At 61.6% G+C, this 24,670-nt stretch carries 22 protein-coding genes; 14 read left to right on the top strand and 8 right to left on the bottom strand.

All coding sequences use genetic code 11. The annotated features are described in order from the left end of the window. Positions 1-64 precede the first annotated feature (64 nt). Together AC0L2Y_RS24925 and AC0L2Y_RS24920 are read left to right on the top strand one after the other, a co-directional pair. Positions 65-970, top strand: a complete 906-nt coding sequence (locus tag AC0L2Y_RS24925; protein WP_473560193.1) for an alpha/beta hydrolase — start codon at positions 65-67, stop codon at positions 968-970. 199 nt (positions 971-1,169) lie between these two features. After that, positions 1,170-1,982, top strand: a complete 813-nt coding sequence (locus tag AC0L2Y_RS24920) for a MipA/OmpV family protein (protein WP_473560192.1) — start codon at positions 1,170-1,172, stop codon at positions 1,980-1,982. Positions 1,983-1,985: 3 nt separating this feature from the next. Here AC0L2Y_RS24920 and AC0L2Y_RS24915 read toward each other — a convergent pair whose 3' ends face one another. The 3 genes from AC0L2Y_RS24915 to AC0L2Y_RS24905 all read right to left on the bottom strand — a co-directional run bounded on the left by AC0L2Y_RS24915 (position 1,986) and on the right by AC0L2Y_RS24905 (position 3,120). Next, the gene (locus AC0L2Y_RS24915) at positions 1,986-2,420 is read right to left on the bottom strand and encodes an RES family NAD+ phosphorylase (protein ID WP_352490216.1); all 435 of its coding nucleotides are present in this window, start codon (positions 2,418-2,420) and stop codon (positions 1,986-1,988) included. A gap of 3 nt (positions 2,421-2,423) precedes the next feature. Further along, complete coding sequence (locus AC0L2Y_RS24910) at positions 2,424-2,825, bottom strand: antitoxin Xre/MbcA/ParS toxin-binding domain-containing protein (RefSeq protein WP_352490215.1); 402 nt, start codon at positions 2,823-2,825, stop codon at positions 2,424-2,426. A gap of 76 nt (positions 2,826-2,901) precedes the next feature. Further along, positions 2,902-3,120, bottom strand: a complete 219-nt coding sequence (locus AC0L2Y_RS24905) for a hypothetical protein (protein ID WP_352490214.1) — start codon at positions 3,118-3,120, stop codon at positions 2,902-2,904. 43 nt (positions 3,121-3,163) lie between these two features. Between AC0L2Y_RS24905 and ileS the strand changes: the two genes are divergently transcribed. Both ileS and AC0L2Y_RS24895 read left to right on the top strand, forming a co-directional pair. Then, positions 3,164-6,154: an isoleucine--tRNA ligase gene (ileS, locus tag AC0L2Y_RS24900; RefSeq protein ID WP_473560189.1), complete on the top strand. Its 2,991-nt coding sequence runs from the start codon at positions 3,164-3,166 to the stop codon at positions 6,152-6,154. 195 nt (positions 6,155-6,349) lie between these two features. Further along, the gene (locus AC0L2Y_RS24895) at positions 6,350-7,030 is read left to right on the top strand and encodes a hypothetical protein (protein ID WP_473560188.1); all 681 of its coding nucleotides are present in this window, start codon (positions 6,350-6,352) and stop codon (positions 7,028-7,030) included. Positions 7,031-7,100: 70 nt separating this feature from the next. On the opposite strand, the gene AC0L2Y_RS24890 is transcribed toward AC0L2Y_RS24895, so the two are convergent. Then, positions 7,101-7,553 (bottom strand): nucleoside deaminase, encoded by a 453-nt coding sequence (locus tag AC0L2Y_RS24890; RefSeq protein WP_352707254.1) that lies wholly within the window; start codon positions 7,551-7,553, stop codon positions 7,101-7,103. Positions 7,554-7,629: 76 nt separating this feature from the next. Between AC0L2Y_RS24890 and AC0L2Y_RS24885 the strand changes: the two genes are divergently transcribed. The 5 genes from AC0L2Y_RS24885 to AC0L2Y_RS24865 all read left to right on the top strand — a co-directional run bounded on the left by AC0L2Y_RS24885 (position 7,630) and on the right by AC0L2Y_RS24865 (position 14,258). Beyond that, entirely contained in the window at positions 7,630-9,558 is a 1,929-nt protein-coding gene (locus tag AC0L2Y_RS24885) for a pseudouridine synthase (protein WP_473560186.1), read from the top strand. Beyond that, positions 9,539-10,093: a 16S rRNA (guanine(966)-N(2))-methyltransferase RsmD gene (gene rsmD / locus AC0L2Y_RS24880; RefSeq protein WP_473560184.1), complete on the top strand. Its 555-nt coding sequence runs from the start codon at positions 9,539-9,541 to the stop codon at positions 10,091-10,093. The genes AC0L2Y_RS24885 and rsmD overlap by 20 nt, the downstream gene beginning before the upstream one ends. Positions 10,094-10,198: 105 nt before the next feature. Then, the gene (locus AC0L2Y_RS24875) at positions 10,199-11,563 is read left to right on the top strand and encodes a M16 family metallopeptidase (RefSeq protein WP_473560182.1); all 1,365 of its coding nucleotides are present in this window, start codon (positions 10,199-10,201) and stop codon (positions 11,561-11,563) included. Between the two features lie 190 nt (positions 11,564-11,753). After that, complete coding sequence (locus tag AC0L2Y_RS24870) at positions 11,754-13,106, top strand: M16 family metallopeptidase (RefSeq protein ID WP_473560245.1); 1,353 nt, start codon at positions 11,754-11,756, stop codon at positions 13,104-13,106. A gap of 282 nt (positions 13,107-13,388) precedes the next feature. Next, positions 13,389-14,258: a patatin-like phospholipase family protein gene (locus AC0L2Y_RS24865; RefSeq protein WP_473560181.1), complete on the top strand. Its 870-nt coding sequence runs from the start codon at positions 13,389-13,391 to the stop codon at positions 14,256-14,258. Between the two features lie 89 nt (positions 14,259-14,347). On the opposite strand, the gene AC0L2Y_RS24860 is transcribed toward AC0L2Y_RS24865, so the two are convergent. Continuing rightward, a complete protein-coding gene (locus AC0L2Y_RS24860) occupies positions 14,348-15,244 on the bottom strand; it encodes an MBL fold metallo-hydrolase (RefSeq protein WP_473560178.1) in 897 nt (298 codons plus the stop codon). A gap of 141 nt (positions 15,245-15,385) precedes the next feature. Between AC0L2Y_RS24860 and AC0L2Y_RS24855 the strand changes: the two genes are divergently transcribed. Then, a complete protein-coding gene (locus AC0L2Y_RS24855; protein ID WP_473560176.1) occupies positions 15,386-16,291 on the top strand; it encodes a LysR family transcriptional regulator in 906 nt (301 codons plus the stop codon). Positions 16,292-16,486: 195 nt separating this feature from the next. On the opposite strand, the gene AC0L2Y_RS24850 is transcribed toward AC0L2Y_RS24855, so the two are convergent. Both AC0L2Y_RS24850 and AC0L2Y_RS24845 read right to left on the bottom strand, forming a co-directional pair. After that, positions 16,487-17,023, bottom strand: coding sequence for a dihydrofolate reductase family protein (locus tag AC0L2Y_RS24850; protein WP_473560174.1), 537 nt, complete (start codon positions 17,021-17,023; stop codon positions 16,487-16,489). Positions 17,024-17,248: 225 nt separating this feature from the next. Then, the gene (locus tag AC0L2Y_RS24845) at positions 17,249-19,324 is read right to left on the bottom strand and encodes an adenylate/guanylate cyclase domain-containing protein (protein ID WP_473560172.1); all 2,076 of its coding nucleotides are present in this window, start codon (positions 19,322-19,324) and stop codon (positions 17,249-17,251) included. Here AC0L2Y_RS24845 and AC0L2Y_RS24840 point away from each other — a divergent pair. Then, positions 19,236-20,150, top strand: a complete 915-nt coding sequence (locus tag AC0L2Y_RS24840) for a 23S rRNA (adenine(2030)-N(6))-methyltransferase RlmJ (protein WP_473560171.1) — start codon at positions 19,236-19,238, stop codon at positions 20,148-20,150. The two genes, AC0L2Y_RS24845 and AC0L2Y_RS24840, sit on opposite strands and share 89 nt — an antisense overlap. On the opposite strand, the gene AC0L2Y_RS24835 is transcribed toward AC0L2Y_RS24840, so the two are convergent. Beyond that, the gene (locus tag AC0L2Y_RS24835; protein ID WP_473560169.1) at positions 20,147-20,467 is read right to left on the bottom strand and encodes a hypothetical protein; all 321 of its coding nucleotides are present in this window, start codon (positions 20,465-20,467) and stop codon (positions 20,147-20,149) included. The genes AC0L2Y_RS24840 and AC0L2Y_RS24835 overlap by 4 nt on opposite strands. A 226-nt stretch (positions 20,468-20,693) precedes the next feature. Between AC0L2Y_RS24835 and AC0L2Y_RS24830 the strand changes: the two genes are divergently transcribed. From AC0L2Y_RS24830 to AC0L2Y_RS24820, 3 genes are read left to right on the top strand one after another with little or no spacing between them, the layout of a single operon-like run. Beyond that, on the top strand, positions 20,694-22,583 hold the full coding sequence (locus AC0L2Y_RS24830; RefSeq protein WP_473560167.1) for a ribonuclease H-like domain-containing protein: 1,890 nt from the start codon (positions 20,694-20,696) through the stop codon (positions 22,581-22,583). After that, entirely contained in the window at positions 22,565-23,608 is a 1,044-nt protein-coding gene (locus AC0L2Y_RS24825; RefSeq protein WP_473560165.1) for an adenylosuccinate synthetase, read from the top strand. The genes AC0L2Y_RS24830 and AC0L2Y_RS24825 overlap by 19 nt, the downstream gene beginning before the upstream one ends. Further along, the gene (locus AC0L2Y_RS24820) at positions 23,605-24,660 is read left to right on the top strand and encodes a dCTP deaminase/dUTPase family protein (RefSeq protein ID WP_473560164.1); all 1,056 of its coding nucleotides are present in this window, start codon (positions 23,605-23,607) and stop codon (positions 24,658-24,660) included. Before AC0L2Y_RS24825 ends, AC0L2Y_RS24820 begins: the two co-directional genes overlap by 4 nt. Positions 24,661-24,670: the final 10 nt, after the last annotated feature.

Below are 24,670 nucleotides of genomic sequence, written 5' to 3'. Positions count from 1 at the left end.
GTCGTCCCGTTGTTGCTGCTGCTGTACGCTGTTTTTCTACGCTTGATGAGGCTAGGGGAGCAAAATGGGCGATGTGGACGAACACCTCGATCTGACAGAGATCAACGCCGTCCGCAGGCTGTTGACCTCAAAGCCTCGAACGGTCCGCTGGGACGAACGCCGGGCACGGCTCGACGAAGTCGGTTCGGTCTGGCCGGTTGCGGAGGACATCCGATGCGAAGATGTGGTGTTCGATGGCCTCGCGGGAGAGTGGTCGCTGGCGCCCGGGAGCAACAGGGACAAGGTTCTGCTGTTTTTCCACGGTGGTGGCTACTGCTCCGGCTCTCTTAAAAGTCATCGTCGAATGGTGACCGAGGCAGGTCGGGCAATGAGAATGCGCACCCTCGCGATCGACTATCGCCGCGCACCGGAACATCCTTTCCCTGCGCAACATGACGACGCACTTGCCGCATGGCGCTTTCTGAGCCGGCAAGGCATCGCGTCGGATCGTATCGTGGTTGGCGGAGACAGTGCGGGCGGCAACCTCACTCTGTGCCTGGTCAGTATATTGCGCACGGCAGGCGAGCCGTTGCCGCGATGTCTTTGGCTGGTTTCGCCCTGGACGGACCTTTCGATGTCCGGCGTGACATTCTCAACCAAGGACGCAATCGACCCTATCATCCACCGGGCGTATTTGGAGGAACTGGCAGCCGCCTATGTTCCCAATGGCGTTGGTCGGCGCGATCCGCTGATCTCGCCTTTGTTCGCCGATCTGAGCGGATTTCCCCCAATGCTGATACAAGCCGGTTCGGCCGAGACGCTGTTGTCGGACGCAACTCGACTCGCCGAAGCCGCTGGCGCGGCTGACGTCAAAGTACGTCTCGAAATTTGGCCGCATATGATTCACGCTTGGCCGGTTTGGAATGCAGGGTTGAGCGCCGGTCGCCGCGCGCTTCACAGCGCAGGCATGTTTGTCCGCGAATGTTTGTAACCCCTGCCGAGGCAACTGCGAGCGTATCCCAGCCATCTTGATCTGGGGCCTTGGTGCGCCAAACAATCGACTGCAATGCAGAACAGGCCGGCCAACGCCGCCGATGTTACGGACATTAAGTCAAATTTTACCGAAACGGCGCCATGGCTTCAGTCAAGGCTGGTTGTATCGGCCAATGCGTTCGACGTATGGAGTAGCGATGCGGTCTGTCCCGACGATCCCGACGGTCTTGGCCGCATTCATGCTCGGCACCTGCGGCCTTGCCAAGGCCGGCGAGGGCACCTTCGGCTGGCTGTCCGGAGACTGGTACCTGACGGTCGGCGCCACCGGCATGGTTGCCCCGAATTTCGAGGGCGGCAAGAAGTACCTGCTCAGCGCCTCGCCGATCATCTCGCTCGGCAAGGCTGGTCCCGCGGCGCGCTTCACCCCGCGCAACGACAATATCTCATTGGCATTGATCGACGATGGCGGCGTCCGCGCCGGCCTGACAGGCAAGTTCCTGTTTTCCCGCGACGGTGGTGACGCCGACGAATTGAAAGGCCTCGACCCGGTGCGCTGGGGCGGCGAGGCCGGCGGCTTCTTCGAGTTCTATCCTTTGGATTGGCTGCGTGCCCGCGCCGAGTTGCGGCACGGCATTCGCGCCCATAATGGCTTTGTCGCCGACATCGCCGCCGACGCCTTTTACGATGTGACGCCCGATGTCAGGATTTCGGGCGGACCGCGCGTTTCGTTCGCCTCATCGGACTATTTCGACGCCTACTACGGCGTTGATGCCAAGGAGTCCCTGGCCTCGGGGCTCAGCGAATATCATCCCGGCGGCGGGGTGAGGTCGGCGGGCCTGGGCGGCGCAGTGACCTGGAAGGTGACCGAGCCGATGACGGCCAGCCTGTTCGGCGAATATTCCCGCCTGATGGGCCCGGCCGCCGATTCCAGCCTGGTCAAGGAGCGCGGCTCCAGGGATCAGTTCATGATCGGCGTGTCGACGACCTATCGCTTCGATTTCTCGATGTGATGTCTACCCCAGCAATCGCGTATCGATGGGATGCGTTGTGACCTCAACGATGTGGATGCCGTCGCGCGTCAGCAAATCTGGGTTGAAGAGATAGTTCCTTGTAAACGGGACGATCACACAAGGGACTTCCATAACCGCGTGCTTGGCTGTGGCGATAAAGTCCGTGCCGAGCCGCTGCGTCGTGGCCGTATCGTCCTTCCAGTCATCAGATAATTCCGGAGATGCAACGGTAACGCTGTCCGGCACTTCGATTTCCAGAAGCTGATAGGTCTGGGGCAGGTCTTCCGCGTCCACATGCACCAGAATTTCGAGAAGCGCTGTAGCTGGATGATCGGCGCAGTAGACGATCGGCGTCCCCATCACGTGCCAACGGCCGGCGCTGACCATGCCACCAGCGCCGGAGAGATCGGCGTAGCTGGAAATGCGCCACAACCGCATATGTTAGGCGAAAATGCCGTAATCGATGCGATGGAGCTCTTCTTCCACCAGGACGGCACCCGTCTCGGACCGCAAGAGGTTGATCGGTATCTCGTTGAGCACTCTGCTGCGCTTGCGTAACCAACGCTGCGCCTTTTCATGACTGCCGAAAACCCGGTCCGCCATCGCTGAAACCCGCTCAAGTCGCTGGACGCGGTCGGATTCGGCGATCGTCAGAGTCTCGTTTCGCTCTTTACGACGCGCCAAGGTCCGTCGCGGGCCAACGATCTTGTAGATTTCATCACTACTGAAGCCCCGTTGACGGAGCCCTTCGACCCTGGTGACATGAACAAGAAACCGTTCTGTCGCGGTATCGGGGATCGCGGTGTCGGCTTCTGGGCGAACCTTGATATGCAGACTAGACATGGGCTGGCTCCGCTGCCACTTGCCCCTAGACATAGGCGCAAGTGGCACATCATGCAAGGAAAACCACGACAACAAACTAGCGACCATGATGCCCCCGACAGGAAACCGCCGAGAGTTCGGGCTTTTCAATATCGCCTGTGTCGGTTAAAAGCCCAGCCATGACGAGCTTTTCGCGCCTTCTCGCGACTGCGATACGAATTACAGGCCCGGTGTTCCGGGCGGCCTGACCGCCGCCGGAGCCGCCGGGAATCTTGCGCGCGGCCTCTCGCGCTTTTTCCAGATCATGATAGTTCAACGCCCGGGCTCTTTCGCCGCCGGGCAACGCATATGGCAGACGAATGACTGATACCGAGACCGCCGAGACGATCGACTATTCCAAAACGCTCTACCTGCCGCAGACGGATTTTCCGATGCGCGCCGGTTTGCCGGAAAAGGAACCGCTGCTGGTCAAGCGCTGGCAGGATATGGACCTTTACCGCAAGCTGCGCGAAGACGCAGCCGGCCGCGAAAAATACGTGCTGCACGACGGCCCGCCCTATGCCAATGGCAACATCCATATCGGCCATGCGCTGAACAAGATCCTCAAGGACGTCATCACCCGCTCATTCCAGATGCGCGGCTATGACTCGAACTATGTACCCGGTTGGGATTGCCACGGCCTGCCGATCGAATGGAAGATCGAGGAGCAGTACCGCGCCAAGGGCAAGAACAAGGACGAGGTGCCGGTCAACGAGTTCCGGCAGGAATGCCGCGAGTTTGCGGCGCACTGGATCAAGGTGCAGGGTTCCGAATTCCAGCGCCTTGGCGTCGTCGGCGACTTCGACAATCCCTATACGACGATGGCTTTCCACGCCGAGGCGCGCATCGCCGGCGAGTTGCTGAAATTCGCCATGTCCGGCCAGCTCTATCGCGGCTCCAAGCCGGTGATGTGGAGCGTCGTCGAGCGCACCGCGCTGGCCGAGGCGGAGGTCGAATACCAGGACTATGAGTCGGACACGATCTGGGCGAAGTTTCCGGTCGTCAGCCTCGCTCGCCAGGTCATCAACATCGAGGAGGGGCAGCCAGCCCTGGATCCCAAGCTGACGCAGACCTCGCTCGATCTGCTTGATGCCAACGTCGTCATCTGGACCACGACGCCGTGGACAATCCCCGGCAATCGCGCCGTCAACTACTCGCCGCGTATCAACTATGGTCTCTACGAGGTTGCGGCGGCCGAGAACGCCTTTGGTCCTCAGCCCGGCGAAAAGCTGATCCTTGCCGAGAAGCTTGCCGACGACGCTGCCGCGAAGGCCAAGGTCACTCTGAATCGGCTTCGCAACGTTGGCGCCGAAGAACTTGAAAACCTTACGCTTTCGCATCCCCTCAAAGGTCTGGGCGGCGGCTACGATTTTCCCGTGCCGATGCTCGCCGGCGATCATGTCACCGACGATGCCGGCACCGGTTTCGTCCACACCGCGCCGGGACACGGCCGGGAAGACTTCGACGCCTGGATGGATGCCGCCTCTGATCTTCGCCAGCGTGGCATCGACACCACGATCCCCTTCACCGTCGACGATGCCGGCTTCTTCACCAAGGACGCGCCGGGCTTCGGCCCGGGCCGCGAGGGTGGAGCGGCGCGCGTCATCGACGACAATGGCAAGAAGGGTAACGCCAACCTGGCCGTCATCGACGAGCTGATCAAGCGCAACGCGCTGTTCGCGCGCGGCCGGCTGAAGCACTCCTATCCGCATTCCTGGCGCTCGAAGAAGCCGATCATCTTCCGCAACACGCCGCAATGGTTCGTCTATATGGACAAGGAGCTTGGCGACGGCACGACGCTGCGCAGCCGCGCGCTGAAAGCCATCGACGATACCCGCTTCGTGCCCGCCGCCGGCCAGAACCGCATCCGCGCCATGATCGAGGAGCGCCCGGACTGGGTGCTGTCGCGCCAGCGCGCCTGGGGCGTGCCGATCGCCGTCTTTGCCGATGCCGACGGCAACGTGCTGCGCGACGAGGCGGTCAACCAGCGCATCATGGACGCTTTCGAGAAAGAAGGCGCCGACGCCTGGTTCGCCGCCGGCGCCAAGGAGCGTTTCCTCGGCAATCACGATGCCTCGAAATGGCAGCAGGTCATGGACATCCTCGATGTCTGGTTCGATTCAGGCTCGACGCATGCCTTCACGCTTGAGGACCGGCCCGACCTGAAATGGCCGGCCGACGTCTATCTTGAAGGCTCCGATCAGCATCGCGGCTGGTTCCACTCCTCGCTGCTCGAAAGCTGCGGCACCAGGGGCAGGGCGCCCTACGACACCGTCGTCACCCATGGCTTCACCATGGATGAGGAGGGGCGGAAAATGTCGAAGTCGCTCGGCAACACCGTCGTGCCGCAGGACGTCATCAAACAGTCCGGCGCCGACATCTTGCGGCTGTGGGTGGTGACGACCGATTATTGGGAAGACCAGCGCCTCGGCAAGAACGTGCTGCAGACCAATATCGACGCCTACCGCAAGCTGCGCAACACCATCCGCTGGATGCTGGGCACGCTCGCCCATGACGATGGCGAGGAGGTGCCGCTGGACAAGATGCCTGAACTGGAGCGGCTGATGCTGCACCGGCTCGCTGAACTCGATGAAGTCGTACGCTCGGGCTACGACGCCTTCGAATTCAAGCGCATCACCCGCGCGCTGCTCGACTTCATGGTGGTCGAGCTGTCGGCCTTCTATTTCGACATCCGCAAGGACGCGCTTTACTGCGAAGCGCCTTCCAGCGTGAAGCGCAAGGCTTCCGTCCAGGTGGTGCGCCATCTCTTCGACTGCCTGGTGAAATGGCTGGCGCCGATGCTGCCCTTCACCATGGAAGAGGCTTGGCTCGACCGTCATCCGGATGCGGTCTCCCTGCACCTCGACCAGTTCCCGGAAATCGCGGCGGACTGGAAGAACGAGGCGCTGGCGGAGAAATGGCGCAAGGTTCGGCAGGTTCGCCGTGTCGTCACCGGCGCGTTGGAAATCGCCCGTGCGCAGAAGGTCATCGGTTCTTCGCTGGAAGCGGTGCCGGTCGTCACCCTCGACGATGCCGCGCTCGAAGCGGCGATCGCCGATGTCGACATGGCCGAGATGGCGATCACCAGCGATCTGGTTATCGTGCACGGCAAGGCGCCGGCGGGCAGCTTTACCCTCGACGACGTCAAGGGCGTCGCCGTGGTCGTCGAGAAGGCGGAGGACCGCGGCCTGGTGAAGTGCGCGCGCTCCTGGCGCTACACCGCCGATGTCGGCTCAGATCCGGAATTCCCGGATGTTTCGGCCCGTGACGCCGCTGTCCTGCATGAGCTGAAGGCTTTGAGCCGCCTTTAAGGCGGTGCACAAATGCCACGGCGGGCGGCCGATCGGCCCCCGCGCGTTGCCCTTAACGAGTGGTTGAGGTAAACACGCGAAACTCCGGACGACAAATTGTCGCCGGAATTCCGTCGGAAGAGCATAGGCGATGGGGACCGGACCTTTCTTTGGCCGGCGGCAATCGAGAGGCTGTCTACAGTGGGACTTTTTGGCATGACCGAGAGAACTTACGCGCGCGTTGCGCTGCTGGCGCCGCTTGTCGTATCGGGCCTCGCTTTGTCCGGCTGCATGGGCTCGCCCACTTACGGGACCGACAAGACCGCGGGCGCGCAGCTTGCCGGCGACCTCACCGGGGCTTTTTCCTTCGCACCCAAGCGCAAGGATAGTATCGACTACAAGCCGCGCCCCACGCTGGTGAAGCCGGGGCCGGGGCAGAAGGAAGTCTTGCCGCCGCCGCAGGAAAGCATCGAGACGGCGAGTGCCGAATGGCCCGAATCGCCGGAGCAGCGCCGTGCCCGCCTGCGCGCCGATGCCACCCTGCATCAGGACGACCCGGCCTACCAGGCGCAGGTCATCGATGACGTGCAGACGGATCCGGCGTCGGTCAAGGCCGCGCTGAAGCAGTCGGGCTCGAGCCACCCGCCAGCCTGGACTCCGGCCGATTCGGACAAGGCCCGCTCCGCGGAAGTCATGCGCCGCCGGGCCGAAGGCAAACAGGGCGACCCGACCACCCGCAGATATCTGAGCGAGCCGCCGGTGCAATACCGCGCTGCCGCCGCCACCGCGCCGCAGGGCGACCTCGGCGAGGACGAGTACAAGAAGGAACGCCGCCTCAAGAAGGAGGCGGCCGCCAAGAGCAAGAGCGGCGGCATGTTCGACTGGCTGCCCTGGTAGACTGACGGCGCCAGAGACGTTCTTGGCTGGCTGGATTTGGCTGACCTGGATTTGGATCGTCGGCCGGAAATCAGGGCCCGCGTCGCTCCCGAAAAAAGTCTTTAAGCAGCGCTGCTGCAGCGTTCTCGGCGATGCCCGGATAGATGTCGGGCACATGGTGGCAGGTCGGTGACGTGAAGAAGCGAACGCCGTTGACCACTGCGCCGCCCTTCTCGTCGGCAGCGCCGAAATAGAGCCGGCGCAGCCTGGCGAAGGAGATGGCGCCGGCGCACATGGCGCACGGCTCCAGCGTCACGTAGAGATCGTGGCCGCTGAGCCGCTCGCTGGAAAGCTTGCGGCAGGCCTCGCGGATCGCCAGCATCTCGGCATGGGCGGTGGGATCGGCAAACTCGCGGGTGCGGTTGCCGGCACTCGCAACGACCGTATCGCCGCCGACAACGACCGCGCCAACCGGCACCTCGCCACGCTGGGCGGCGGCTTCGGCTTCCTTAAGCGCCAGCGCCATGAAATCCTGCCGCTTCACGCGGTTTCCATTCCGATTATCTCCTCGCCACTAGAGCGCGATCCTGTTACTACCCGCGCAAACGAGCAAAGGCCACATGGACGACAAAAACAAGAAATTCCCGCGCAAGGCCGGCCCGAAGCCGGCAGGGCCGCGCGGTCGCGATAGCGCTCCCGGCAAGGGCGGCAAGCCGTCCTTCGGCGCCAAAAAACCCTACACTCCGCGCGGCGACCGGCCGGCGGCGGCCGAAGGCGAACGGCCGAAGCGCGACTTCAAAGGTGGCGACCGGCCGTTCAGCAAAGGGCCGCGTCCGGAAGGCAAGCCTTATGAAAAGCGCGAGGGTCCACGCAAGCCCTATGCGCCGCGCGGCGACCGGCCAGCAACTGCCGAAGGCGAGCGGCCGAAGCGCGACTTCAAGGGCGGCGACAGGCCGTTCAGCAAAGGGCCGCGTCCGGAGGGCACGCCCTATGAAAAGAGCGAAGGTCCACGCAAGCCTTACGCACCGCGCGGCGACCGGCCAGCAGCTGCCGAAGGCGAGCGCGGCGAGAGGCGCTTCGACCGTCCCAAGCGTGACTTCGGCGATCGTCCTAAACGTGATTTTGGCGGCGATCGGCCCCATGGGCCACAGAGGGCGCAGGTGGCATCGGAGGGCGGCTTCAAGCCGCGCCCGCGTCGCGTCGAGGCAACGGAAGAAGCCGGCGAACGCATTGCCAAGCGGCTGGCGCGTGCCGGCCTGGCCTCGCGCCGCGACGCCGAGGAACTGATTGCGGCCGGCCGCGTCAAGGTCAATGGCAAGGTGTTGTCCTCGCCGGCCTTCAACGTCATGCCCGGCGACATCATCCATCTCGACGGCATGGAGATCCCACCGATCGAGCGCACCAGGCTGTTCCTGTTCCACAAGCCGGCCGGCGTGGTCACGACAAACCGCGATCCCGAAGGCCGCAAGACCGTCTTCGACGTGCTGCCGCCCGGGCTGCCGCGGCTGATGACCATCGGCCGGCTCGACATCAACACCGAAGGCCTGCTGCTGCTCACCAATGATGGCGGCCTGTCGCGCGTGCTCGAACTGCCGGCGACCGGCTGGCTCAGGCGATACCGCGTGCGCGTCCACGGCAAGGTCGAGGAAAGCGCGCTTGCCGGCCTGCGCGAAGGCATTGCCGTCGACGGCGTCTTTTACGGCGCCATCGAAGCGACGCTCGACCGCGAGCAGGGTTCCAACGCCTGGCTGACACTCGGCCTGCGCGAAGGCAAGAACCGCGAGGTCAGGAACATCCTGGGCGCGCTCGGTCTCGACGTGACGCGGCTGATCCGCATTTCCTACGGGCCGTTCCAGCTTGACGATTTGCCGGAGGGCCATGTGCTGGAGATCAAGGGCCGCGTGCTGCGCGACCAGCTCGGCGAGCGACTGGTCGAGGAATCAGGCGCCAATTTCGACGCCGATATCGCCAAGCCGTTTTCCAACAAACCGGTCAGGCGTGAGCGGGAGGAGGAGCCCGAGCGGCCGAAATTCACCCGTGACGGCGAACGGCGGCCGATCGGCGAGGGCGGCCTGATCAAGAACCGCAAGCGGCGCGAGGGCAGCCGCGACGAAGCGCTCGGCAAGCTGTCGACAAGCCCTGACAGGAGCTTTGGGCCGAAAAAGAGCTTTGGCGAGCGTGGCCCCAGACCTGAACGCAGCGACTTCGGGGACAAACCCCATGGCGACAAGCCTCGTGGCGGCTTCGGTGGGAAAAAATCCGAACGCGAGCAGCGGCCGATCGAGCCGCCGGGCCAGCGCAAGGCCAATGTCTGGATGGCGCCGGGCGCACGGCCGATCGGCAAGGGCAGGGCGGAGGCAGACGCCGTCAAGGCGGCAGAAAACAAGGCGCGTAAGGCCTCGTTCAAGCCGTCTTACGGCAAGCCTGGCGGCAAGCCGCAAGGCGGCGATGCAAAGCCGTTCGGCAAACCGCGCGGCGAGCGCCCGGATAGTGGTGGCGACCGGCCGCGTGGCGGCCCGAAGGGAAGCAATGCGGATCGTCGGCGGTGAGTTTCGCGGGCGCCCGCTGGCGACGCCCCGCACCTTTGCCATCCGCCCGACCACCGACCGCACGCGTGAGGCGGTCTTCAACGTGCTGGCGCATCGCTTTCCCGAAAGACTGGACGGCGCGCGCGTGCTCGACCTGTTCGCCGGCACTGGCGCGCTCGGCCTCGAAGCGCTGTCGCGCGGCGCCTCCTACGCTGTCTTCATCGAGGAATCCGCCGAAGGGCGCGGCCTGGTCCGCACCAATGTCGAAGCTTTCGGCCTCACCGGCCGCACCAAGATATTCCGCCGCGACGCGACGGCCTTGGGCGAGGCAGGCACCATCGCCGCATTCGGCCTGGTCTTTGCCGATCCGCCCTATGGCAAAGGCCTTGGCGAACGCGCCTTGCGCTCGGCCAAGGCCGGCGGCTGGCTCGCCCACGGCGCGCTCTGCGTCATTGAGGAAGCGGCGGCGGCACCGTTCGAGGCAGGGCCGGGCTTTTCGGTTGTCGACGAGCGCAACTATGGCGAGACGGTCATCAGGTTCATAGAGGTTGGGTGAGGCCCCCGCGATTGGCGAGGAACCAGCGCCTTCAAAATGACGAACAATTCGCTTTGCCTCGACCAGCAACCCCGCCTATCGTCCCACCACAAACCGGAGCCATCTATGACATTTCAGGCTGAATGGCTGCGCGGAACGCTCTTGGGGCTGGCTTTGGTGATGGCCGCGCCGGCTCTGGCGGATAACAATCCTGACGACGGCGTCGTGACCGATTTCCTGCTCGACAACGGCATGGAGGTCGTCGTCATCCCCGATCACCGCGCCCCGATCGTCACCCATATGGTCTGGTACAAGATCGGCAGTGCCGACGAGCCGCCGGGCAAGTCCGGCATTGCCCATTTCTTCGAGCACTTGATGTTCAAGGCGACCAGCAACCATGCGGCCGGCGAGCTCGACCGCGCCGTCGCTTCCATCGGCGGTTCGGACAACGCCTTCACCTCCTACGACTACACCGCCTTTCATGAGACGGTATTGCCGCAGGCGCTCGGTGAGATGATGGGCTTCGAGGCCGACCGCATGCGCAATCTCATCCTCAACGACGATGTCATCAAGACCGAGCGCGACGTCATCCTCGAGGAGCGCCGCTCGCGCATCGATTCCAATCCGCAGGCGGTGCTCGACGAGGAGATCGACGCCACGCTGTGGCAGAACCAGCCCTACCGCATTCCGGTCATCGGCTGGATGCAGGAGATGGAGAAGCTGAACCGCACCGACGCGATAGCTTTCTACAACAAATATTACACGCCCAATAACGCCGTGCTGGTGGTGGCCGGCGATGTCGAACCGGAAACGGTCGAGGCGCTAGCCGAAAAGACCTATGGCAAGATCGCGCGTGGCCCGGATCTGCCGCCCCGCATCCGCCCCGTTGAGCCCGAGCAGAACACCAGGCGTACGGTGACGCTGACCGACGGGCGCGTCAGCGTGCCGAGCTTCACCACGCAATGGGTGGTTCCGTCCTATCACACGGCAAAGCCCGGCGAAGCCGAAGCGCTCGACGTGCTGTCCGAAATCCTCGGCGGCGGCAACCGCAGCCGGCTCTACCAGGAGCTTGTCGTCAGGCAAGGCATCGCCGCCGAGGCTGGCGCCTTCTTCCAGGGCACCATGCTCGACGACACCAATTTCACCGTCTACGGCGCGCCGCGCGGCGATGCCAAGCTTGCCGACATCGAAGCCGCGGTCGACGCCGAGATCGCCCGCATCGCGAAAGACGGCGTCACCAGCGACGAGCTGGAAAAATCCAAGGACCGTTTCGTCCGCTCGATGATCTTTGCCCGCGACAAGCAGGAGGACATGGCCAACATCTACGGCTCGACGCTTGCCACCGGCGGCAACGTCCAGGACGTCCAGCAATGGCCGGACCGCATCCGCAAGGTCACCGCCGACCGGGTCAAGGAAGTCGCTGCCCGCTATCTCAATCTCGACCACGCAACGACCGGCTATCTTCTGCCGCAAACCCAGGCTGGGAATTGATGTGATGATGAGCTTGAGAGTTGGCGCTGCCCCTCACCTGCCTGCCGGCATCCTCTCCCCGTATAGTGACGGGGAGAGGGGCGCCTTCGTCGAAGATTTCGCCAATCTCCAGCGTTTGCAGAACGAGCGCCGGGACAGCGGCCAGCCCCTTCTCCCCGTCACTATACGGGGAGAAGTGCCCGGCAGGGCGATGAGGGGCGGCGCCGACCTCGGCAGTTGGCGCACCGGCTCTCTTCTAGCAACCCTGCTCCTCTCCCTTCTCTTCCTCATCCTGCCGGCGCTTTCGGCTCGTGCGGCCATGAACATCCAGGAGGTGACCTCGTCGAAGGGCATCACCGCCTGGCTGGTGGAGGATTATTCGGTGCCGATCGTCGCCATCCGCTTCGTTTTCGATGGCGGCGCGACGCAGGACCCGCCCGGCGAGGAAGGGCTTGCCAATCTGATGAGCGGCCTGTTCGACGAAGGTGCCGGCGACCTCGACAGCGAGGCCTTCCAGATCAAGCTTGACGATGTCGGTGCAGAGATGAGCTTCGACGCGCAACGCGACGGCATCTACGGCTCGATGCGCATGCTGGCCGAGCAGCGCGACGGCGCCTTCGACCTGCTGCGGGTGGCGGTCAACCAGCCGCGCTTCGATCAGGTGCCGATCGACCGCATCCGCGCGCAGATCCTGTCCGGCATCATCGCCAACGAGCGCGATCCCGATACGCTCGCCCAACGCAAATGGCTGGACGCGATCTACGGCCGGCATCCCTATTCGCGGCCCGACCAGGGCACCAGGCAAAGCATCGCGACGATCACGCCGGCCGATCTCAGCGCCTTCCACAAGGCGAATTTCGCCCGCGACGGCCTGCATGTCGCGGTAGTCGGCGCCATCGACGCTGAAACGCTGAAGCAGAAGCTCGACCTGGTGTTCGGCAGCCTGCCGGAAAAGCAGGCGCTTACGCCCGTTCCCGACATCGACCTGAAGCTCAGCCAGCAGCTCGAGGTCGTCTACGACCAGCCGCAGGCCTCGCTGCAACTCGCCTATCCCGGCGTGAAGCGGAATGCGCCGGACTTCTTCGCCGCCGTGCTGATGAACGAGATTCTCGGCGGCGGCACCTTCACCTCGCGGCTGTTCGACGAGGTGCGCGAGAAGCGCGGCCTGGCCTACAGCGTCAGCTCCGACCTCGTCGACCACCAGCATTCCGAGGCGCTGTCCATCACCACCTCGACCCGCGCCGACAGGGCGGCCGAGACGCTGGCCGTGGTGCGCGACGTGGTCAAGCGCATGGCCGAGGAGGGGCCGACCGAAGCCGAACTGGCGGCGACCAAGAAATACATGATCGGGGCCTATGCCATCAACAATCTGAATTCCTCCGGCGCGATCGCCTCAACGCTGGTCGAGATCCAGCTCGGCAAGCTCGGCATCGACTACATGCAGCGCCGCGCCGCCCTGATAAACGCGGTGACGCTGGACCAGGTGAAAGCGGCGGCGAAAAAGCTGCTCTCCGCCGAGCCGGCCGTCATGGTGGTCGGGCCGAAGCTGGGAAGCAAGGAATGAGCTGTTGCCCGCGTTTTTCGGACGTTGGCGCCGCCCCTCATCGCCCTGCCGGGCACTTCTCCCCGTATAGTGACGGGGAGAAGGGGTCTGGCCGCAGGGCCAGCGCCCTTCTTGCAACGCTGGTTATTGGCGAAATCGGCGACGACAGCGCCCCTCTCCCCGTCACTATACGGGGAGAGGATGCCGGCAGGCAGGTGAGGGGCAGCGCCGACTTCGACAACTGCGGGTCTCCACGCCGTCTTCTGTCGGGAGCGGCTGCCCTGTGGCCAGATGGCACCCAAAATGGCGCCTAGCTTCGGCATCGCCTTTGGCGGCGGCGGCGCGCGTGGGCTGGCGCATATCCATGTCATCGAGGTGCTGGACGAGCTCGGCATAAGGCCGGCGGCAATCGCCGGTTCGTCGATCGGCGCCATCATGGGCGCCGGCATGGCCTCGGGCATGACCGGCAAGGACATCCACGACTATACGCGCTCGATTCTCGGCCGCCGCGCCGAAGTGGCGACGCGCATGTGGCGGGCGCGGCCCGGCACTTTTGCCGAGGCGGTGCAGGGCGGCTTGCGGGTCAGCCAGTTCAATGTCGAGCGCATCCTCAAGGCGTTCCTGCCCGACGCCATTCCCGAGACCTTCGCCGAACTCAAAATACCGCTGAAGGTGACGGCAACGGACTTTTATGGCCACAAGCTCGCGGTGCTCGACGAGGGCGAGCTGCATTCGGCGCTGGCCGCCTCGGCGGCGATCCCGGCGGTGTTCCGCCCGGTGATGCGCGACGGCAGGCTGCTGATCGACGGCGGCATCTATAATCCCGTGCCGTTCGACCTAATCGAGCTCGACGCCGACATCATCATCGCCGTCGACGTGGTCGGCGCGCCGACCGAGGCCGGGCGCAAATTCCCGACCTCCGTCGACCTGATGTTCGGCGCCACGCAGCTGATGATGCAGTCGATCATCGCCAGCAAACTCAACCAGAGCCGGCCCGACATTCTGATCCGGCCGGCGGTGTCGAAATACCGCGTGCTCGATTTCATGAAGGTCGAGGCGCTGATGGCCGAGACGGTGGTGATCAAGGACGAGCTGAAGCGCGAGATCGAAAAGACTGTCGATGCCCGCGCCAAAGCCGAAGCCAGCAAGCGCATCAACCGTCTCGGCGGATAACAGCCGTCAGGCGTCCGGCGTCAGCGCCCGCTGGACCATGAGCGTATCCTTCGTAGGTGGCGCGGATCAGCTCGCGATTGGCGCCCATCTCAGCCCCACTTCATCTCGCCGGTGGCAACCTTGGAGCCGATGTCGAGCGCAACGCCCATGCCGAGGCCGGGGAAGCGGGCTTCCATGGCGCCCTTCAGCGCGGCAGCGTCCTTGGCCTTGGCCAGTTCTTCCTCGAAGGCGACGAGATAGGTCTTGGTGTGCTCGACGCCTGAAAGGTCCGTAGCGGCCTCAGGCGTCATGTGCCCGGGGACGACGATCGCCGGCTTGCGCGCTGCGATCTTTTCGAGATTGGCGATCCAGGCGGCGCGCAGTTCCCTGGTCGGCGTGTCGGCGGTCCAGACATGCACGCCGGCAAAGATCATCACCCCGCCGAACACCGCATTCAGCGACGACACAAAGAGATAGCGCCGGTTGGCGAGGCCTTCCGCGGCCATGATCTCGATGCTCTCGCCATCAACGCTGAGCGTCTTGCCGTCGAAGGCTTCGGGGATGACGACGTCGGCCAGCGCCTGCGGGCCATTCTCCTTCAGCTGCGGCCCCCAGACGGCGAGCTTCTTTTCGACATTGCCGTTGATGGCGGCCACCGTCTCGGCCGCGGCGATCACCCGTGCGTGCGGGAACGCTTCCTTGATCGGCTTGAGGCCGAAATAATAGTCCGGGTCGGACTGGCTGACATAGATGGTGGTGAGCGTCTTGCCGGTCGCCTTGATCGCCTCGGCCACGGCCCGGCCGTCGGGGTAGGTGAAACCGCCGTCGATCAGCACGGCTTCAGTCGCCCCGGAGACCAGCACCGGGGCGCGAAAGAAGCCGTTTTGCCCGGCGGGAAAATGCTTCCAGGAAAGCCCGCCGGCGGCATGGCCAAGCCCGGCGGGAGCAAAGACCGCGGCGGCGCCGGCGGCGAGGGTGGTTTTCATGATGGCTCTCCGTGTGAACATGGATGTCTCCTGGGAATGGTGGATTCGGCGGCGCGCAGCCTCCATGCCCGCAAGATGGCAAAAGCGGAATGCGTATTGAAGGCCGACAAAATAGACGTAATGTATGCCATTGCCTGACAATGAAACTGCCATGAGCGAAGCATGAACCTGAACCGGCTGGCCTATTTCGCTGCGGTGGTCGACGCCGGCTCGTTCACGCGGGCCGCCGAGCGGCTGGGCATCACCAAGGCGGTCGTCAGCCAGCAGGTGGCGCGGCTGGAGCGCGATGTCGGTACGACGCTGCTGATCCGCACGACGCGGCGCGTCCATCCGACCGAGGCCGGCCGGACATTCCATGCCCGCTGCCTGCAAGTCCTGCAGCAGGCCGAGGATGCATTCGACGAGCTCGCGCAGGCCGCCGCCGAGCCGACCGGCACGCTGCGCATCGCCGCCTCCAACGACTACGGCACGTCGGCGGTGGTGCCGGTGGTCGCCGCCTTCAGCGCGCGCTATCCCGCCTGCCGGGTGGAGCTGACGCTGGGCGACGAGACGATCGACCTGGTTTCCGGCCACATCGACGTGGCGATCCGTGTCGGCTGGCTGGCCGATTCCAGCCTGCAGGCGCGGCGCATCGGCACCTTCCAACAATTCATGGTATGCGGCGCCGGCTTTGCAGGCCGCTTCACCGCCGGCGAACCGCAAGACCTTGCCGGGCTGCCCTTCGTCGCCAACATGGCGCTGCGCGAACCGCTGCTATGGCAGTTTTCGCGAAGCGATAACGAGCAGCAGGCCGTGCGCATGCAGGCAACGATTTCGATCGACGCGACGCCGGCCGTGCTGGCGGCCGTCCGCGCCGGCGCCGGCCTGTCGGTGCTGCCGGACTTTTTGGTGCGGGACGAACTGGCCGCCGGGCGGCTGGTGCAGATCCTGCCCGGGTGGCGGCTGCCCTCCGGCGGCATCTACACAGTCTACCCCGCCGCCCGCTTCCGGCCGCCCAAGGTGACCAGCTTCGTCGAGATGCTGATCGCGGCCGTGCAGAAGGTGGAGGCAGGCGGGCGCGGGCGCTGATGGCCAAAGCTGCGATCTCCCCCCTTGAGGGGGAGATGGCCGGCAGGCCAGAGGGGGGCGCTGTCCCGCCGACCTATCAGTCGGTTGCATAGCGTACGCACGCAAGTTCCCAGCCCATCAAGAAGGCTGGCGTTCCTTCGCGCCCCCCTCTGCCCTGCCGGGCATCTCCCCCTCAAGGGGGGAGATTAGCCTTCATCACCCCATCCCAGCCGCATACTCCAGCGCCACCACGCCGTTGCTGAATTGCGTGGCGGAAATCAGCTCGAGCGGCAATTGCGCGCCGGGCGGGAACAAGAGCTTGCCCTGGCCGACGGCACCGGGGTAGCTGAGCAGCCTGATGCGGTCGACAAGGCCGTGGCGCAGCAATTCCTGCGCGACGCTGAGGCTGCCATGCAGATAGATGTTGCCGCCGCTGCCTTGCTTCAGCCCTCTGACCGCGTCCGGCAAGGCGCCCTGCAGCAGCTCGGCCGGCTGCCAGTCGAGCGCAGTCAAGCTGGTCGAGGCGACATATTTCGGCAGCGCGTTGAAGCGGTCGGCGAAATCTCCGGTCTCCTTGGGCCACGAGCCGGCAAAGATCTGATAAGTCGTGCGCCCCAACAGCATGGCGCCGCTGTCGGCAAGCTCGTCGTCCTTGAACTTTTGCATCTCATCGTTCCAGGCCACGCTCGGCAGCTTCTCGACCTCGGCAATGCCATCGACGCTGATGAATTCGGTGATGATGAGTTTTCTCATGGCGGGTTCCTTCTGTCGGGGCGGCCGTGCGGGTCTTGTGCGAACTGCGCCGTCAACTAGCGCCGCGCTTTGTCAGGGGGAGGGGCTTTCCCCTTCAAAGACCGATACCATGGGAAAAGCTTCTCCGGCCCGCCCGCCGTCCGGTCATGCCACAAGGTCCGCGTCGGGTGGTGGGCAGTCTTTTTGCCTGTCCCCGATTGGATCTGGTTCGTAATCACGGGCTGCCTACAGCTTGGCAATACCGGCTTTCAGCAGTCCTTCGCGGACGTGCTGCACGTCAGACTCCTGGGCATAGTGCAGGGTGGCGATGAATGAATCGAGGTCGAATTGGGGATCGAGCGTTCTGATCTTGCCTAGATGCGCTGCGGCCGCGATTTCGTCGCCGAGCCAGCCGTAGCAGGCAGCGGCGAAAGCGTGCTGAACAGAGTCCATGGTCGACAGATGCATGAAAGCTTCGATCGCCTCGCCATACTGGCGCGCGGCGAAATGCGCCTTTCCCAGATGGCTCCAGAACCTCTCCGGGTGGTGCGGGTTCAACTGCATTGCCTTGCGGATCCATTCAATTCCCTCTTCCGGCCTCCCCAGCCACGTCAATAACTCGCCTTGCTGCACCACCACGAGGTCGTAATTGGGATTGAGGGCCAGCGCCCGCTCTTGATGGTAGCGCGCTGTGGTCAGCTCATTGTTGTTCACGTTCACTGCCGCGAGGATGCGGTGGACATCGGCATCGTTGTTGTCCAGCGCCAGCGCCTTGTCCAGCGCTGCCATGATGTTGTTCCAGACGGCATCCCTGTCTTTGCACCAGTTATGCACCCAGGCCTGGCCAAGAATGCAGGCCCGCCAGGCATGGGCATGGGCATAATCGGGGTCCAGCGTGACGGCCCTTTCTATCAAGGTTTGCGCGCGTTCATTATCCGCAATCGTGCTTCGGTGATGCAGCACTTTGGCGGCAAGCACACATTCATAGGCGGCCATGTTTGCAGGTTTCGCCCGCGCAAGCTGGTCCCGCTGAGCAGCCTCGACACGACCGGGCAGCGTGGCTGCGATCGCCGCGGTCACCTCATCCTGTATAGCGAATATGTCGTCCAGCTTCCGGTCATATTTGTCTGCCCAGATATGAGCGTCATTCGCCGTGTCGATGAGCTGAACCGTCACGCGCACCCTGTCGCCGATCTTGCGGACGCTTCCCTCCACCAGGTATTGGACGGCGAGTTTTTCGGCCACCTCGCGCACATTCACGGCGCGGTTCTTGTAGACGAAGGCGGAATTGCGCGAGATGACGAACAACTCATGGTGGCGAGACAATTCGGTGATGATGTCCTCGGTCAGTCCGTCCGCGAAAAATTCCTGCTCGGGGTCGCCGCTCATGTTGCTGAATGGCAGCACCACTATCGAAGGTTTCGAGATGGATCGCTTTGCCTCGACTTCTGGCAGGGCAGGACTGTCAAACCCAACGCGATAGAGGCGAACCGGGCGGCTGATGTTCTTCAACGTCTTCTCGCCCAGGTCCTCCATGGCAATTTCGAGACGGTCGGCAATCTGGGTCGCCACCGCTGCGGTCACGCAGATACCACCGACGTCGGCGAGTTGTTCGATGCGCGAGGCAATATTGACGCCGTCGCCGAAAATATCCTCATCGTCGAAAATGATGTCGCCGAGATTTATGCCGATCCTGAATTCGATACGCCGTTCTTGCGGCACATCCGAATTGCGCCGTTTCATGCGCTGTTGGATTTCCACCGCGCATTTCACCGCATCGGTCACGCTCTGGAACTCGACGAGCATGCCGTCTCCGGTGGTCTTGATGATCCGGCCCTTGTTCTTCGCGATGGCGGGATCGACCAGTTCTATGCGATGGGTGCGAAGGCGTGCGAGCGTGCCGGATTCATCGGCCTCCATTAGCCGACTGTAGCCCGCCATATCGGCAGCCAGAATTGCGGCTAGTCTCTGTTCCATCGCTGAACCAAAAACCAAGCCTACGCTTCCTGGGCTGCTAAATCCAGCAATTTGGGCTTGTGGCTGAATCAAGAAGTCCGCAGCAGCAAGAAAGGGCGGATCAGAACCTTCGCCTGGTGCGAGCGGCAGTTGCGCGCCGGGCGGGAAGAAGAGCTTGCGCTGGCCGACGGCACCGGGATAGCTGAGCAGGCCGATGCGGTCGACAAGGCGATGGCGCAGCAATCGCTGCGCGACGCTGAGGCTGGCATGCACATAGATGTTGCCGCCGCTGCCCTGCTTCAGCTGCCTGACCGCATCCGGCAACGGCATGATACCTTCGGTCCACCTGTTGAGAGCAGCATTCATGAATTATCGGCACGCATTTCACGCCGGCAATCACACCGAAGTTTTCAAACACGCTGCCTTGACGATCATACTTGAGCGTCTAGCGCAGAAAGCGCAGCCCTTTATGGTGTTGGACACGCACGCGGGTATCGGATCGTATGATCTCACCTCGGATGAAGCCAATCGAACAGGCGAAAAAGACGCTGGCGTCGGGAGAGTTCTCGGCAAGAAACTAGCTTCTGCGCCCTCCTACTCCACTCTATTAAGCGATTTGAACAGAGGCGGACTTAGGACGTACCCGGGATCGCCGGAGATAGTCCGGAACATGCTCCGGGACGGCGATCGTCTGGTAGCTTGCGAATTGCATCCGAAGGATGGAGAGTTCTTGCTAGAGCGTTACAAACGCGACCGAAGGGTTTCAGTTCAGCTACGCGATGGCTATGAAGCGATTGGGGCACTATTGCCTCCGCCAGAGCGCCGGGGATTGGTCTTCATTGACCCACCTTTTGAGCGAAAAGACGAGACCAAGCGACTTGCGAACGCCCTTCAGAAGGGTGCGAAAAAATGGGCAACTGGGATATTCCTTGTATGGTACCCGATCAAGGACTCGACGATTGGAGATGTATTGGCTGGGGCCGCAGTTTCCGCGGGTTTTCAGAAGATACTGCGAGCCGAGTTTGTGCCCTATCTAAGAGACGGCGCGCGCTTGGCGGGAAGCGGAATGATAATTTGCAATGCGCCATGGACGGTAGATGAGAGGCTACGCAATTTGTGTCACGAATTGACTCCACTGTTAGGCGACCCAAAAAGCACGTGGTCCGTTGAGTGGGTGTCAGGCGGTGGCTAATGGACCCGGTCAGTTGGCTGGGGCTCGTCATTCTCAATCGCGTGAATTACTGCCATCAAATCGCGCCACTTTTTGCATATAACGATGTCGCTTCGGGCCAGCGCTCTGTCGGCACGATCGTCCATTAGTTCGAGAGCCTTGTCCGAGCCGTAGCGTTGCATCAATCTGACCCCTCGGTACCAGGTCGCTTTGTCAAATCCATAGTCGTGCAGCCGCGAGGCATTGTCGACTATCGATTCGACGGTCACCTCGTATGGGCCGACTTTGAATTCTGACTTCTTTCGCTTCAATGTGTCAAAGGTTCCGGTGCGCACCATCTTCGCATCTGGTATTTTCTGTATAACGACTCAGAGGTGGTCGCCAACAGGCGCCAAAATGCGATAGCATTTGGCGGGGTGGCAAACATAACACGGTGAGAAGAGCGGTGCGAATTTTTCGGCCCAAGGGAGAGCGTTTGGCCGCAAAGTTTGAGATGGCGTTCCTGCGTCAATTTTTCCAAACGCTTGAGAGTTCTCATAGGGCCGCAATAGGGATGAATGCGTGATGTTAGCGCCTTCAATCGGTGAAACCTGGTCTTCGGTTCTCAAAAGCCCGCTTCCCTCCCGGCTAAGAGAGCAACTCGCCTTGTGTGCGATGCAGCCCGAGCGGGTGTTGTTCCTCGATATTGAGACCACGGGACTGAGCCACCACTACGACGAAATCACCGTCATAGGTTGGTCGATCGGGGGGCGTGCTTCCACTATGGTGAAGGGAGATCACCACCGCGGATTGGCAGAGGATGCGAAAAACGCGATCGCCTTGGTGACCTTCAATGGCATCCGGTTTGACCAACGCTTTATTCGGCAGGAGTTCCCGGACGTGGCGCTGCCTGGGATCCATCTTGATCTCATGTATCTTTGCCGCCGCGTGGGGCTGACGGGCGGACAAAAGGCGATTGAGAAACAGCTTGGCATCAACCTGCGGAGCGATATCGGGGATTTGGACGGTTTTGCTGCCGTGTTGTTATGGCATCGTTACCTAAGGGGCGATTTTGGCGCGCTCCAAACGCTCGTTCGCTACAATCGCGCCGATATAGCTGCGATGGGTGCCATATTTGACCAAGTGCTCGAACTGGTGCAGATCGAACCGGATTTGTTCACAGGGCCTACGAAATTCTTATCTTGGGCGGCGCCAGTTGGCTGGACTGATCTTCCCGCCCTTCGGCCGGCAGGTCCTGATCTAGTTTCCGCGCCTCACTTCAATCAGCTCCTGGCAAATGGCCCTGCAGCACAGGCTCGCATCGTTGGCATCGATCTCACCGGGTCTGAAGGCCGCGGCTCCGGTTGGTGCCTATTGGATGGCAATCATGCCAGCACGGAAACCCTTTTTAGCGATGATGCTATTCTCGCGCGAACTATAGATGCCAGGCCCGATCTTGTATCGGTGGATTCTCCGCTATGTTTGCCGACGGGTAGACTTACGGTGGAAGACACCGACCCTGGCCGTGAGAAATTTGGCATCATGAGAGAGTGCGAAAGAGAACTGAAACGACGGGGTGTGAACGTTTATCCGTGCCTTTTGCCGAGCATGCAGAAACTTACAGCTCGTGGCATGCGGCTTGCAAATGTGCTCAGACAACAGGGTATTCCTGTCATCGAAAGTTACCCTGGTGCCGCCCAAGATATCATGCGAATCCCCCGCAAGGGCGCTGGCGTGGAATGGCTGAAACTAGGGCTCTGTGAGTTCGGCATAGAGGGGGGCTACGTTGAGGGTAATGTCTCCCATGACGAGCTCGATGCAATCACCTCAGCACTCGTGGGCACATTCCACTTAGCGGGTCTTTCCGAGGCGCTGGGGACTGCGGAGGAACCGCCATTGATCATTCCGAAGCTCGATGCTGCTCCCGGGTCCTTAGTTATAGGCGTGAGCGGTCCCATAGCTGCAGGAAAGACAACATTCGCCAAAGTTCTAGAAAAGAACGGATTCGCTTACACCCGCTTCAGCTTGGTGATTGATGAGCTCCTCAAGGAGCAAGGCCGCAACCTTGATCGGGCAAACCGTCAAGAATTGGGACGCCAAATCAATGACTCTGGACGACAGCATTGGCTAGCGGAACAAACGTTAAAGCGTGTTGAGGGCGCCAACAGAATTGTCGTTGATGGGCTGCGCTTTCCTGAAGACCATGCCTTTCTGGTGGAAAAGTTCGGCGCGAACTTTCAACATATTTTCATAGACGCAGCCGAGGCAGTGAGGCGAGTGCGGTATCAGGAGCGGAAAACGGACGGGCGTTTCGATGATGCGGCACGTTCAGAAGTGGAAAGCAGGATCGGCGAACTGCGTCCGTTAGCGCACGAGATTCTTGTCAATGATGCTACGAAATCCGACCTTCAAGCTCGGGCAAAGCGTGTGATAAATGGCATTGATGAGGTAGGGAAATGCCGGTCTCAATCGTAGTCGGCGGACAATTTGGTTCTGAGGGAAAAGGGAAGGTTGCTCTTGAGATTGCTCGGAGAGCAAAGGAGTCTGTAACGCTTGTCCGAGTTGGTGGGCCGAATTCCGGCCATACGGCCTATGACCGAACAGGCAACAAATGGGCATTGAGACAGATGCCCGCCGGCTGCATCGATCGAAATGTGGATGTCATATTCCCGGCCGGATCGTATATCGATATCGAGCTTTTGCTAAGTGAGATCGACGCTCTCAACTTTCCAGTGGATCGAGTCAAGATTAGCCCCACAGCGCGTATCATTACACAGGAACATAAGGACTGGGAACGGAACGCGGCGTTGATTGCCTCAATCGGCTCCACTGGCTCGGGTGTGGGGGGGGCCGTGGTTGCTGCAGCCGCCCGTGGTGCAGCCAATTTGGGCCTTTCTAGCCCAATGGCATCCGATGTCGCCCAGCTTCAGCCATATGTCGCTGATGTGGCCAATTTGCTGCGCGATCAACTGAATGATTTTCAACGAGTGATAATAGAAGGCACTCAAGGTTTCGGCCTTTCTCTCCTGGACGGCGGGTATTGGCCAAAAGCGACAGCAAGAACAACGACAGCGGCGGGCGCATTGGCTGAGGCGGGGTTGAGTCCTCTTGATGTAGATGACATCACATTAGTCATCCGTTCTTTCCCCATAAGAGTGGCGGGAGATTCTGGCCCACTTCCAGGTGAAACCACGTGGCCAGAGATTGCTCGCGCGGCAGGTTTAAAAAAGGATCTGCGCGAGTTCACAACAGTGACGCAAAAGGTACGAAGAGTTGGCTTTTTCGATTCTGAGTTAGTTCGTCGTGCAATCAATGCCAACCAGCCTACACGATTGGTAATGAATCATGTGGACTATGTTGGCCCGGAGTCTGATCTCTCGCGAACTAATGCTCCCGTGCGAAGATTTATCGACCGGATAATGTCCGAACTTGGCCGGAAAATTGACTGGTTAGGATTTTCCGGCTTTGACGTGGTCGAGTTGGTTGGCCATCAAACATGACGACAGGCATGACGGAGCGGGAAACCCTTACTCCTGACCGAGCGGCAGAGATAGCACGCGCTCTGAAAGGCAAGCCTGATCCACTTCTAAATAAAAACATACCTCCATCGCTGCTCTCCGCCGAGCACACCAAGGCGTATGTTTTGGCGACAGGTTTCATATCTCCATTCTTTGAAGGAGGAGATCGGCCGAGGCTAAAGAAAGCTTCCTACGAGGGAAGAATTGGCTCTAAAGCATTCGAATTTAGGAATGGGAATCTTGTCTCAGTTCCGTTCGATGCCGGTTATCTTCATGTTCCCGCCAATTCTATTGTTTTTGTAGAGTGTGATCTAGAATTTCGTCTACCTGAGTACATTGCAGTTCGTTTCAATCTTCAGATTAGACATGTCCATCGCGGACTCCTTCTTGGCACGGGACCACTGGTGGATCCGGGATTCTGGGGGAAGCTATGCATACCCTTGCACAATCTAACGTCTGAACCCTACGACATTCCGATCAAAGAAGGTTTGATCTGGCTTGAATTCACCAAGACTACGTCGGACGTGACTGGAGCGGCCGCCATAGGAGTGGCGCCTTCTAATTCAGGGTTTTGGGACATAGAGGCCTTCATACGAAAGGCCTCTATGCGTTTCCAAGACGGGAAATCAGTGGCAATTCAAAGCTCGATTCCTTTGGCGGTGGCTGAGGCGAACGTGCAGTCGAAGGAGGCACTTGAAACATCTAAGAAAGCGGAACAAGTGGCTTCCAGTTCCGAGGAGATAGCCAAGCGATCCGAAGGTAATCTTAGAAAGATCGGCTGGATCGCGCTTGCTTCGTCTTTTGTGGCTGTGGCGGCGCTACTTTACTCGCACTATTCGACAACAGCGAGCCAATATCAGTTGTATAAAAGCTATATCGATAGCTCGAAGGATGAGCTTTCAAGCGAACTAAAAGGAGTCGATGGCCGAATTGCTCCGTTGGAAACGGTACCTAGCGAAATTGAAGTGTTGAAGCAGAGACTTTCTGCTCTTGAGGAGAAGCTGAAAGTGGATCAAGGGCGAACTGCGCCATAAAGAACTATAC

It is taken from the genome of Mesorhizobium sp. WSM4830 (genome assembly GCF_055811495.1).
Note: the sequence above shows the minus strand (reverse complement) of the source record. Positions and strands in the feature narration are given on the sequence as shown.